Origin of the sequence: Magnetospirillum sp. 15-1 (assembly GCF_900184795.1) — a bacterium.
Classification (GTDB): domain Bacteria; phylum Pseudomonadota; class Alphaproteobacteria; order Rhodospirillales; family Magnetospirillaceae; genus Phaeospirillum.
Window position 1 is genome coordinate 25,562 of record NZ_FXXN01000010.1, and the last position, 12,274, is coordinate 37,835.

The window sequence follows — 12,274 nt, forward strand, 5'->3', positions numbered from 1 at the left end:
TCTTATAGCACTCGATGCCCTCGGCCAGATACGCCTCGACGCCCGCCGGTTTCCGGCGGGCGCTTCACCACGAAACCGCCCTTGGCGCCCACCGGAACGATCACTGCGTTCTTGACCATCTGGGCCTTCATCAGGCCCAGGATCTCGGTACGGAAATCCTCGCGCCGGTCGGACCAGCGGATGCCGCCGCGCGCCACCTTGCCGCCTCTGAGGTGGATGGCCTCGACACGCGGGCTGTAGACGAACACCTCCACCAGGGGCCGGGGGGCCGGCAACTCGTCCACCGCCTTGGAATCCAGCTTGAAGGACAGATAGGCCTTGGGCCTGCCGCCGCCATCGGTCTGGAAGTAATTCGTTCTTAAAGTGGAACGGATCAGGTTGAGGAAACGCCGCAGGATGCGGTCGTCATCGGCGCTGACCACTTTGTCCAGGCCGGCCAGCAGCGACGCCTCGATATGGCCCCCGTCGCCCGATTCCCCCTTGGGATCGAAGATGGCGAGGAACAGCCGCACCAAGGCGGCCGCCATGTCGGCATTGCCGCTCAGGGCCTGCTCGATATAGGCCTGGCTGTAGGTGATGCCGGTCTGGCGCAGGTACTTGGTGTAGGCGCGCAGCACCATGATTTCCCGCCACGACAGGCCGGCCGACAATACCAGCCGGTTGAAGCCGTCGCTGTCGGCGTCGCCCCGCCACACCGCCGCCAGGGCGTCGTGGAACAGGTCGCGCCGCTCGGCCACGTCGAGCGGCGAGCCATCGGCGCTTTCCACCTCGAAATCATGGACCCACACCGTCCCGCCGCCGGAGGCGGGAACGATCTCGTGAGGGACCTCGGCGATGACCACCAGCCCCATGGCCTCCAGCATGGGCAGGATACCGGACAGGGGCACCGGATGGCCGGAGCGGTAGAGCTTCAGCCGGCCCTGATAAGGTTCGGCCTCCACCGGACGGTAGAGGTTGAGCACGATGTCGCCGCCCGACGCCGCCTGGATGCGTCCCACGTCGGCCACCGCCGCCAGGACACCATGGCTTTCGCGGTAGGACGCCGGGAACGCCCGGCCCCAGCGCCGCGCCAGCGCCAGCCCGGCCGCCTCGCCGTGGGTCTGGACCAGGGCGTCCTGCAGATGCTCGTACCAGGTCCGCGCCGCGTCGGCGATACGCATTTCCAGCGCCGGAGCGTCCACCCGGAGCAGGTGGCCGGGCGTGGTGCGGATGATGAAATGCAGCCGGGCCAGGGGCAGATCGGCCACTTGGGTATAGAAGGCGTCGAGCGTGCCGCCCACCGCCTCCTCCAGCATGGCGGTGATGGCGAGGCGCAGCGGCGTGTCGTAGCGGTCACGCGGCACGAAGACCAGACAGGAGACGAAGCGTTCGAACTCGTCGTTCCTGAGGAACACCGCCACCCGCTGACGGTCCTGCAGGTGCAGGATGCCGATGCTGGTCTCGAACAGGGCATCCTCGGATACCTGGAACAGCTCATCTCTGGGGTAGGTCTCCAGGATATTGACCAGTGCCTTGGCATCGTGACCGGACTTGTTGAAGTCGGCCCGCGCCTCGACGCGGGCGATCTTGCGCCGCAGCAGGGGAATCTGCGCCGGGCGGTCGTTATAGGCGGCCGAGGTGAACAGTCCGAGGAAAGCGTGCAGCCCCACCACCCGCCCCTTGGCGTCGAACTGCTTCAACCCGATGATGTCCATGCGCACCGGCCGATGGATCACCGCATGGCGGGCCGACTTGGTGACCATCAGGGGATCGGGGCGCTGGACGAAGGCCCGCAGTTCCACCGGCATGTCGGCCAGGGTCACGGTCTCATCAAACACATGGGCGCCGGCGTCGGACAATATCCCCAGCCCGCTGGCCGAATCGGCGACCACCCCCTTGGACAGGTCGAAACGGCGGTAGCCCAGGAAGGTGAAATGGTTGTCGGCCAGCCAGTCGAGGAAGGCAAGGGTCTCCTGCTTTTCATCGGCCGGCAGTTTGGCGGCCACCGCCTCGAATTCGGCCACTCCCGCCCACAGGGTGTCGAGCATGCGGCGCCAATCGGCGACGGCCAGTCTTACCTGCCCCAGGATATCGGCCAGCGTGGCGGCCAGCTGCGCCTGGACTTCCACCGGCTGACGGTCGATCTCCACATGCATGACCGATTCCTGCAAGGCGCCCGCCCCGTTGGCCGTCACCTGGCGCAGCATTCCCGCCCCGTCGCGGTCGACCCGCACCACGGGATGGACCAGCAGATGCACCTTGATGCCGCGCCGGGCCAGTTCCATGGCCACCGAATCCACCAGGAACGGCATGTCGTCGTTGACGATTTCCACCACCGAATGGCTGGACACCCAGCCGTGGCGGTCAAGATCGGGATCGAACACCCGGATGGATGGAACCCCCGGCTGACGCTCGCGCATGAAGGCGAACAGGCCCAGCGCCGCGCCATAAACCAACTCGGGATCGGCCTCGGCCAGATCGGCCAGGGGAATGCCGGAGGCATAGGCACGGATCAGGCGTTCGGCGCCAGCCTTGGCCAGGGTATCGGACAAGTCGGCGATGCGCCGATCCAGATAAGCGGAGATTTCCATGGCCCACCCCTCCCATCGGCCACCCCTTGCCCGCAAGGTCTGGACGTATCGTTCTAGGAAGAATGGGGCAGTTCCGCCGCTTGTACAAGACGGCCAAGGAATTCAGTCGGCAAGGGCCGTCACGGCGTCCCATACCAGCGCCTCCGCCTGCTCGCCCGGCACGGAATCCGGCGGCGACCAGGCCAGGGCCAATTGCACCTCGCCCATCTGGCGGTGGGCCATCACCCAGGGCCGTCCCTGCGATAGGCCGGCACAGCGGGAATTGCGGCCGGCGGGCAGAATCGATCCGTCCAGGGCCAGAGCCTCGGCCAGTCCCCGGCCCCACAGCTTGGACACCGCTTCCCGCATGGTCCAGAAGGCCAGAAAGGCGGGCTGGCCCTCGGCGACCACCACGCGGCACTCGGCGGGAGACAGAAAACGCTCGGCCAGAATCCGGACATTCCGTCCCTCCCGGACGACCTCGATGTCGACACCGACGCGCCCGTCTTCGACCAGCGCCGCCGCCGCCCAGCCCCCGGCATGGGAGAGGGACAGGTCTCCGGCCCCGGCGGGCAGAATCAGCGGGCGCCCGTCCTTATCGGCACCGATGCCCCAGCGGCCGGGCGGCAGCAGCGAGCGGGCCAGACGCCGGGTTTCCAGAAACTGCCGCCGCCTCGCCTCGCTGCCGAACGGGGGGGCGGCGCGGCGCAGATCGTCTTCGGAATAGACGCCCTCGGCCTGCGAGGCGGCGAAAGGCGCCAGGGCCAGACGGGGCGCCTCCATCAGCGCAGGGTCGGCGCCAGCCGGGATGCCAGCCAGTCGGCGATGCGGCGGTTGCCGGCCGGCGTGGTGTGGACCCAGTCGTAGAAATCACCGTCCTCGAAGGTCAGCCGGCCGCCCAGGTCGATGCAGACGGCACCCGCCTGCTCGCAGGCGGCCAGAGCCCGACGGTTGAAGGCGGTCTGCATGGCCCAGGAGCCGAAATCCACCGCGCCGGAGGCCGACACTCGTCCCAACGGCCGGCCGTCGCCATCGACCCGGTAGTCGGAACGGCTTTGGGTGACGATGACCGCCTGGGCTCCCATGGTCCTGATACGGGCGATCAGGGCGGCGACCCGTTGCTGATAGGCGTCGAGCAGGACGGGGTCGACCGCCTGTCCGGGCGCGGGCGCCGGCCCCGCCACCCAGGGACCGTGCGCCACGTCGGTGCCGCCGTGCACCACGTGGGCGTTGCGGGCCTTCAGCGTCCCCTGGATGGTCGAGACCACCTGCACCAGGGCGGAATGATTGGCGACATAGCGCTCGACACGGCGCCAGACGGTGGGCGAAGCCATCTCGTCCCATTGCTGCCGACCCTGCAGATGGGCGTCGTTGACCCCGATATAGGCCAGGACGAAGCGCGGCTTCAGGCCGGGAATCTGCGACAGCCAGCGATCGAAGGCCCGCAGATGGCCCACCGTCGACTGGCCGTCGATGCCGGCATTGACCACCACCGCACCGCCCAGGGCCTGCGACAGGTAATCCTGCCAGGTCTGGCCGTCGCCGATGAAGCGCTGGTCCGTGGTCGAACCGCCGATGGTCAGGATCTGGATGGCGCCCGGGTCCTTGTAAGAACCACGCAATCCCCAGCGGTCGCGGCTGTAGACGGCATCCTTGGGTCCGCCGTAGAGGCCGCTGACATCGAAGACCCGATGGACGTCAGCGGGGAATGTTCATGGTTCCCCAACTGGGGCCGAACAGCCAACTGCCGAACACCAGTTCGGCAACCACCAGCCCGGCCAGGAGAACCCCGAGATTGATGGCGACGACCCGCCCCATGGAGGTACGCCCGGCCATCATCGTCTCGCTGCCGCAGAAGTCATCATCGTCTCGCTGCCGCTCGGGCGATCATCATCAGCGCCCGCGAGGTAATCTCGGCCGCCGGCATGCCGGTGGTCTTGCAATCGACCTCGGCCTCGGTCAGCAGGTCCAGCGCCTTGCCCACCCGGTCGGCGGGCCAGCGCGACAACTGGCGGCGGAACCGGTCCGCCGCCTTGAAGATCACCGGCGGCTTCAGGGCGGCCATGGCCTGATCCGCCGACTTGCCCTGGGCCATCAGACCGGCGGCCAGATGCAGGCGCTGAAAGTGCCGCGACACCGAACGCAGCATGCCCACCGGCTGGCCACCCTCGCGCAGCAGGCGGTCAAGGACCCGCTGCGCCCCGGCATGATCCCCATCGGCGGTGGACAACGCCAGATCGTCCAGACCCAGGGCGGCGGTATCACCCACGCAGGCGACGGCGTCGTCCAGGCTCACCCGCCCAGGCCCCCCCATGTAAAGCGCCAGCTTGCCCAACTCGGCACGGGTCAGACGGCGGTCGCCGCCCAGATGCTCGACCAGATAGGCCATGGCGTCGGGTTCGGCCATCAGACCGGCGGCCTTGAGTTCTTCCTGGATCACCCCGGCCAGCGAACCGCCCTCGTCGCCGTAGCAGGCCAGGGCGGCGGCGTTGTCGGCGCCTTCGAACAGCTTGCGCAGCGAGTTCGAACGCGGCCCGAGCTCGCCGCCCTCCACCACCACCAGGGCATCACCCATGGGCCGGGCCAGGAACGACGACACCGCCCCGCTCTGGCCATCGCCGGCATCGCGCAGCACCACCACGCGCCGTCCGCCGCCCAGAGCCATGGCGGCGGCTTCGTCGGCGAGACGGGAGGGAATCTCCTTCAGCGCGGCGGGAGAAAGCTCGGCGACCCGGAAGGGATCGGAAGCGTCAGGGACCACCGAGCGGATCAGCCGCTGCACCCTTTCGCGCACCAGCCCCAGATCGGGGCCGAACACCAGGACGGCACGGACGGACGGGTCCGGCGCCTTGACGAACGCCTCGACCCGCGACCCGCTCAGCTTCATCGGCGCGCCTCGCCGGCTTCGTTGCGGAAAATCGAGCGCTGGCGATAGCGTTCGTCGTTGGGATTGGCCTGATATCGTTGAATGGCCGCCGCGATACGGTTGCGAATATCGTCCGCCAGCTGGTTGAGCGCCCGCTCCTCGGCGTCGCGCTCCGTCGCCACACTGGCGTAACGCGGCCCCAGATGGTCGAAATAGACGGTGGTGGTGACGTTTTCGCCCAGAATGCTCTGGCCGTTGCGGGTCAATATGACCTGGGCCGTCATGGCGAGATTGGCGGCGGTGGCGAAGGTATCCTTGCGGAACCCGAGATTGCTCACCGTCTCGCTCAAGGTAACGTCGAGATTGTAGGTGTAGTCGGCCGCCTCGCCCCGGGGCGACAGGCGCTGCAGCAGGGCGTTGCGCAATTGCTGTCCGACGCGGTCCTTGATCGGACCGACGCGGATGGCGGCAAGATCGGCATCCACGCCGGATGCCGCGCCGCTCGGCGTGCCGTAGCATGGGCCTGAAGCCGCAGCCCGCCGGACCCAGCGCCAGAACAGCGAACAGAAGAAGCGCTCTAGACCACCACATTGACGATCCGATTGGGCACGACCACGACCTTGCGCGCGGGCTTTCCCGACATTGCCGAAATCACCTGGGGTTGCGCAAGAGCCGTCTGCTCCGCCAGGGCGGCATCGGCGTCCTTGGGCAACTCGATGGTGGCGCGCAGCTTGCCGTTGACCTGAACGGCCACGGTGACGCTGTCATCGACCAGCAAGGTGGAATCGGCTTCCGGCCAGGCGGCTTCGGCGAGCAGTCCGTCCCCACCCAGGGCCAGCCACATCTCCTCGGCCAGATGGGGCATCATGGGGCCGATCAGCCGGGCGGTGGCCTCCAGTCCCTCGCGCAGCACCCAGGCGGCCCCGGCATCGGCCCCGGGCAATTCGCCCAGGCCGTTGGTCATCTCGCGGATACGGGCCACCGCCTTGTTGAAGTGGAAGCGCTCCAGATCCTCGCCCACCTGGGCGATGGTCTTGTGGACCAGACGGCGGGCCTTGGCGGCTTCCGGCGACAGTTCCGGCATGGGAGCGCCGGCCGGCGGCAATTCGGCGTTGACCACCATGCGCCACAGCCGGTTGACGTAGCGCCAGGCGCCGTCGATACCGGCCTCGGTCCAGTCCAGATCCCGCTCGGGCGGAGAATCGGACAGCATGAACAGGCGCGCGGTATCGGCGCCGTAGCCGTCGATGATACCGGCCGGGTCCACCACGTTCTTCTTGGACTTGCTCATCTTCTCGGAACGGCCGCCGATCACCGGCGCCCCGGTCCCGGTATGGACCAGCTTGCCGTCGGGGCCGGAAACCACCTCGGTGGGGAAGAGCCAGGCGCCATCCTCGGACTTGTAGGTCTCGTGGCAGATCATGCCCTGGGTCAGCAGGCCGGCGAAGGGCTCCTTGACGCCGAGATAGCCGCACTCCTTGAGCGCCCGGGTGAAGAAGCGGGAATAAAGCAGATGCAGCACCGCATGCTCGATGCCGCCGATATACTGATCGACGCTCATCCAGTAATCCGCCGCCGCCCGGTCGAAGGCGACATCGTCGCGGTCGGGCGAGGTATAGCGGGCGAAGTACCAGCTGGATTCGAAGAAGGTGTCGAAGGTGTCGGTCTCGCGCCGGGCGGGCTTGCCGCAGCACGGGCAGTCCACATCCTTCCAGGTCGGATGGTGGGCCAGCGGATTGCCCGGCTTGTCGAAGGTGACGTCCTCGGGCAGGCGCACCGGCAACTGCTCCGCCGGCACCGGCACGGCACCGCAGGATTCGCAATGGATGATGGGGATGGGGCAGCCCCAGTAGCGCTGGCGCGACACGCCCCAGTCACGCAGGCGGTAATTGATGGTGCGCTCGCCGCGGCCCATCTCCTCGATGCGGCGGATAGCCTCGGCCTTGGCCTCATCCACCGCCAGCCCGTCGAGAAAACGGGAATTGATGGCCTTGCCGTCACCGGTATAGGCCTCGCCCCTGGCGATGGCGGCCGACACGGCCTCGCCATCGGATGCGGGCTCCACCACCTGGGTCCAGCCCAGGCCGTACTTGTTGGCGAAGTCGAGGTCGCGCTGGTCATGGGCCGGACAGCCGAAGATGGCGCCCGAACCGTAATCCATCAGCACGAAATTGGCGACGTAGATGGGCAGCGTCCATGCCGGATCGAAGGGATGGACGGCCCTGAGGCCGGTGTCGAAGCCCTTCTTCTCGGCGGTTTCGATGGCTGCTTCCGAGGTGCCCATGCGGTTGCATTCGGCGATGAACCCGGCCAGGGCCGGATTGCCGTCGCCGCCAGCTCGCCCGCCAGGGGATGATTGGCGGCGATGGCCACGAATTTGGCGCCGAACAGGGTATCGGGACGGGTGGTGAATATCTCCAACCGATCAGAACGGCCACCCAGGTCGAACATCAGCCGGGCACCCTCGGAGCGGCCGATCCAGTTCTCCTGCATCAGGCGCACCCGCTCGGGCCAGCGCTCCAGCGTCGCCAGACTGTCGAGCAGATCCTGGGCGTAATGGGTGATCTTCAGGAACCACTGGGAGAGCAGACGCTTTTCCACCAGGGCGCCCGAACGCCAGCCGCGTCCGTCGATCACCTGCTCGTTGGCCAGCACGGTGTTTTCCACCGGGTCCCAGTTGACCCAGGATTCCTTGCGATAGACCAGCCCGGCCTTGAGAAAATCCAGAAACATCTTCTGTTCGTGGCGGTAATACTCAGGCTCGCAGGTGGCCACCTCGCGCCGCCAGTCATAGGACAGGCCCATGGACTTCAGCTGCTCGCGCATGGCGGCGATGTTCTCGCGCGTCCACTTGGCGGGATGAACGTTGTTCTGGATCGCGGCGTTCTCGGCGGGCAGGCCGAAGGCATCCCAGCCCATGGGATGCAGGACGTTGAAGCCTCTGGCCCGCTTGTAGCGCGCCACCACGTCGCCCAGGGTATAGTTGCGCACGTGGCCCATGTGAATGCGCCCCGACGGATAGGGGAACATCTCCAGCACGTAGTACTTGGGCTTGCCCGGCACGATCTCGGCCTCGAAGCAGCGCTTCTCTTCCCAGGCCTGCTGCCAGCGGGCTTCGGTTTCCTTGACGTTGTAGCGGTCGCCGCTGATGCCTTCCGGGCGCGACATGGGTCCGTCCATTGTTTTTGGTGGGATAGGTTCAAGGTGGCGGGCGGACTTCCGCGCCGCCCGCCACCTTGAGTGACTCTATTCGGTCGACACGACCCGAAGCTGACGGGCGCGGGTCAGGATCGAATTCTCGAGATCCACCGCCATCTTGGGGTCGACGCGCACATCCACCCAGTTGCCCGAGCCGTCGCGCACCTGCTTGAACAGCGAAACCTTCACGCCGTCGGCGCGCAACGTGCGATCGAGAATGAAGACGTTGACCTTATAACGCTCGCTCGGCGTCTCGGGCAGCTGATACCAATCGGTGATGATGGTGCCGCCGAAGGCATCGGCCGTCGTAATGGGCATGAAGGAGACGGTGTCGAGCGACGCCCGCCACAGGAAGGCGTTGACGCCGATACCCACGCCTTCGTTGTCCGGCTTGCTCTTGCCGAACAGTCCTTCCGGCCCGAAGATGGTCTCGCGCTTTTCGTTGGACATGCGCGGCGCGGATTCGCCCTTTTCCTTGGTCGGATAGACCGCCTGGGATTCACCGCAGGCCGACAGCATCAGGGTCACACCGATCAGCGCCAGAGCGCCCAGGCCACCCACCGAAATCTTCCTCGTCATCACCGTCTTCACCCCGCCGCGCCGATGCGCCGCCTGTTGGCACGCGAAAATCCTCCGACGGCAGAGCCCCACCGTCGCGACAGGCAACAATGCTACGAGAGACGCCCGCCCTGCAAGCGGTAACGCCAAACGCCCCTGGATGCCCCTTGTGTTGCATCGATGCCACAGTGCGGAGTTTTCGATACAGCGGACGCCCCGCCTTGCTTGACTGTCATCACCGGCCATGGCGTGATGTCGACCGTTCGTTCATTTGGATAGCGGTTGCGGCCATTGGGGGTCGTCGTCGCAAGGCCAAAGAGAGGAGATACCATGAAGAAGATTCTTTGCGCCAGCACCGCGCTGGTTGCCGCCGGCATGTTGACCGCCGGCGCCGCTTCCGCCGCTGAGAAGATCAAGCTGAACGTCGGCGGCTACTCCAAGTGGTGGGTCGTTGGCGCCTGGCAGGAGAAGGAATTCCAGAACGGCAACAACGGCACCATCGGCGCCAGCGACCAACGGCGGCAGGTAGCCGCCGGCGGCGTGCAGCGCCAGAACGTCGACGTCAAGGGCGACAACGAAGTCTGGTTCTCGGGCTCGACCGCTCTGGACAACGGCCTGAAGGTCGGCGTCATGATGTCCCTGGAAGGCGGCGGTCACACCGACGGCGTCACCGACGGCATCGACCAGAGCTACGCCTGGATCGAGGGTGGCTTCGGTAAGGTGCTGATCGGCGCCCACGCCAACGGCACCGCCCTGCTGCACGTGCAGGCTCCCGACGCCGCCAGCAACTTCGGCAACGGCGGCATGATGATGGGCAACTGGGCCATCGCCAAGCCGTCGGGCGTGATGGGCATGAACCAGCGCGTGGGTTACACCACCTCGTCCAGCACCACCGCCATCATCTCGGACGACAAGGCCGAGAAGATCACCTATGTCGCTCCGTCCTTCTACGGTCTGACCCTGGGCTGCCTCGTACATCCCGAACGTCTCCAAGACCCTGTGGAGCGGCAACGGCGCCAGCACCAACCAGCTCAACACCAACAACTCGTTCGGTGGCCAGCACAGCCGTGGCGCTGGTTCCAGCGGCATGGGCGCCTTCGGCGGCGCCGCCATGTACGCCAACACCTTCGGCCCGGTGGGCGTGAAGGCCTCGGCCGGCTACGTCTGGGTCGATCTGACCGCCACCGGCGGTGCGGAAAACGCCCTGACCCAGCAGGCCTATGGCGCTCAGCTGTCCTATGCCGGTTTCACCCTGGGTGGCTCCGTGCAGCGCGCGTCTGACGACAAGAAGAACGGTGGCGTGCAGTCCGCCGTTCTGGGCGGCACCGCACAGGTCGGCAACTACGGCGGCAAGGGCTACTACGCCAACGCCGCTACCGCCGCGACCAGGGGCACCGTCAATTCCGAACTGGACTTCGGTGGCGTGGCTTACGACATCGGCCTGCAGTACGCTTCCGGCCCGTATGCCGTGTCCTTCGCCTACTTCAAGTCCTCGGTGGTTGGCGACACCAACCTGCGCATGGGCACTCCGGGCGCCGACAAGGACGACACCATCGAGGCCTACCAGGCTTCGGGCAAGTACAACCTCGGCCCGGGCGTCGACGTCCTGGCTTCGGTCGGCTACATCGAGTACACCGATCAGCGTTATGGCACGAACACCACCAATGCCAACAACCAGTATCACAACGCTGGTTGGACCGCGATGACCGGTCTGTCGCTGGCCTTCTAATCGGCCGTCGACATCTTGTTGGGGAGAGGGCGGCTTCGGCCGCCCTTTTTCTTTTGTGAGCCGACGATGACCGTACCCAGTTTCGAACAGGCCGTGCTTCATATGCGGCAGGGCCGGCCGGCCGAAGCCGCCGAAGCCGCCGAGGCGCTGCTGCGCGCCCAGCCGGAAAATGCCCGCCTTTGGCATCTGCTGGGATGCGCCCGCCTGCAACTGGGCCGGGCCGACGAGGCGGCGCGGGACATCCGCCACGCCATCGGCCTCGATGCCGCCAACCCCGCCGCCCACGCCAATCTGGCCCGCGCGCTGCTGGCCGTGCGCGGCGCGGCCGAACGTGACGAGGCCGAAAAGTTCATCCGTCACGCCATCGCCGCCCAGCCGACCGACCTTTCCTTTCGCCTGACCCTGGCCGAGACCCTGCAGGCCGCCCGCCGCTATCCGGAGGCGGTGAGCGAATTGCGCCAGGCCTTGAGCCTTGCCCCCGACAATCCCGACGTCGCCGCCACCCTGGCCTCGGCCCTGCATCTGGCGGGCGAGGCCGACGAGGCGCTGGCCCTGTGCGAGCGGGCGCTGGCCGGCGCCCCCGGCCATGTGGGCGCCTGGATCAATCGCGGCAACGCCCATCTGCTCAAGGGCGAGGTCGCCGCCGCCCGCGCCGCTCTCGACCGGGCGGTGGAACTGGCTCCGAACAACAGACTGGCCCGCTTCAATCGCGGTTTCGCCGCCCTTCGTCAGGAGGATTACCTCGTCGGCTGGGCCGATTACGAAGCGCGGCATGATCGCCCCTTCGCCCGCCTGCCGGACCGGCTGGATGGACGCATCATCCTGATCGACCAGGATCAATACGCGGGCGATACGTTCCAGTATATCCGCTTCGTCCTGCCCCTGCTGGAGCGCGGCGCCCGTATCATCCTGTCGCTGCCGGCCCGCATGAACGCCATGCTGCGCGTGTGTTTTCCCGCCCATCCCCGGCTGGATTATCACGCCATGGGAACGCCGGAACCCGTCCATGACCACAAGGTCGGCATCGCCAGCCTTCCCCTGCTGCTATGGCCCACCGAGCCGTTCGGCGCCGCCCGAATCCCTTATCTCCGCGCTCCCGACGCGGCGGTGGAGGAGTGGCGTCGCCGCATCCGCCGTCCCGGACGGCTGGCGGTGGCCATCAACTGGCAGGGCAACACGGATTATGATCTGGATCACTTCCGTTCCGTGCCGTTGTCCCATCTGGCGCCCCTGGGCGCCRKRKCCGACCGGCTCGTCGCCGCCGTGGACGCTGAAGAAATCCACCCGGTCGGCCACGGCGGCGACGAGCCGGTCGGGCAGGCACCATTTCCCTTGACCCCGCTGCCCAAGGATTGCGACGCCGACGGCGCCTTC

Annotated in this window: 9 protein-coding genes and 2 pseudogenes; 3 read left to right on the forward strand and 8 right to left on the reverse strand. The window is 67.1% G+C overall.

Annotation, left to right across the window (positions count from 1 at the left end):
* Positions 1 to 2 precede the first annotated feature (2 nt).
* From CP958_RS27460 to CP958_RS00810, 8 genes and pseudogenes are all read right to left on the reverse strand, one after another.
* A complete protein-coding gene (locus CP958_RS27460) occupies positions 3 to 2,570 on the reverse strand; it encodes an NAD-glutamate dehydrogenase domain-containing protein (RefSeq protein ID WP_347337830.1) in 2,568 nt (855 codons plus the stop codon).
* Between the two features lie 102 nt (positions 2,571 to 2,672).
* Positions 2,673 to 3,332 carry a 4'-phosphopantetheinyl transferase superfamily protein gene (locus CP958_RS00785; RefSeq protein ID WP_096700131.1) on the reverse strand — a complete coding sequence of 220 codons (660 nt, stop codon included), beginning with the start codon at positions 3,330 to 3,332 and terminating at the stop codon, positions 2,673 to 2,675.
* Entirely contained in the window at positions 3,332 to 4,171 is an 840-nt protein-coding gene (locus tag CP958_RS00790) for an SGNH/GDSL hydrolase family protein (protein ID WP_242442666.1), read from the reverse strand. Before CP958_RS00790 ends, CP958_RS00785 begins: the two co-directional genes overlap by 1 nt.
* Positions 4,172 to 4,247: 76 nt before the next feature.
* Entirely contained in the window at positions 4,248 to 4,388 is a 141-nt protein-coding gene (locus CP958_RS26755) for a hypothetical protein (protein ID WP_242442667.1), read from the reverse strand.
* Positions 4,389 to 4,410: 22 nt separating this feature from the next.
* Positions 4,411 to 5,436, reverse strand: coding sequence for a DNA polymerase III subunit delta (holA, locus tag CP958_RS00795; RefSeq protein WP_096700132.1), 1,026 nt, complete (start codon positions 5,434 to 5,436; stop codon positions 4,411 to 4,413).
* On the reverse strand, positions 5,433 to 5,900 hold the full coding sequence (lptE, locus tag CP958_RS00800) for an LPS assembly lipoprotein LptE (protein ID WP_242442668.1): 468 nt from the start codon (positions 5,898 to 5,900) through the stop codon (positions 5,433 to 5,435). The genes holA and lptE overlap by 4 nt, the downstream gene beginning before the upstream one ends.
* Before the next feature lie 92 nt (positions 5,901 to 5,992).
* Positions 5,993 to 8,583 (reverse strand): annotated as a pseudogene (gene leuS / locus CP958_RS00805) (leucine--tRNA ligase).
* Between the two features lie 78 nt (positions 8,584 to 8,661).
* Positions 8,662 to 9,192 (reverse strand): DUF3576 domain-containing protein, encoded by a 531-nt coding sequence (locus CP958_RS00810; RefSeq protein WP_096700134.1) that lies wholly within the window; start codon positions 9,190 to 9,192, stop codon positions 8,662 to 8,664.
* A 354-nt stretch (positions 9,193 to 9,546) separates the two neighbouring features.
* Here CP958_RS00810 and CP958_RS27280 point away from each other — a divergent pair.
* The 3 genes and pseudogenes from CP958_RS27280 to CP958_RS00820 all read left to right on the forward strand — a co-directional run.
* A pseudogene (locus CP958_RS27280) lies at positions 9,547 to 10,083 on the forward strand (porin); the annotation flags it as partial.
* Positions 10,084 to 10,258: 175 nt separating this feature from the next.
* Positions 10,259 to 10,900, forward strand: coding sequence for a porin (locus CP958_RS27285; protein ID WP_277948858.1), 642 nt, complete (start codon positions 10,259 to 10,261; stop codon positions 10,898 to 10,900).
* 66 nt (positions 10,901 to 10,966) lie between these two features.
* On the forward strand, positions 10,967 to 12,274 hold a 1,308-nt coding region (locus CP958_RS00820; protein ID WP_096700133.1), incomplete at its 3' end, for a tetratricopeptide repeat protein.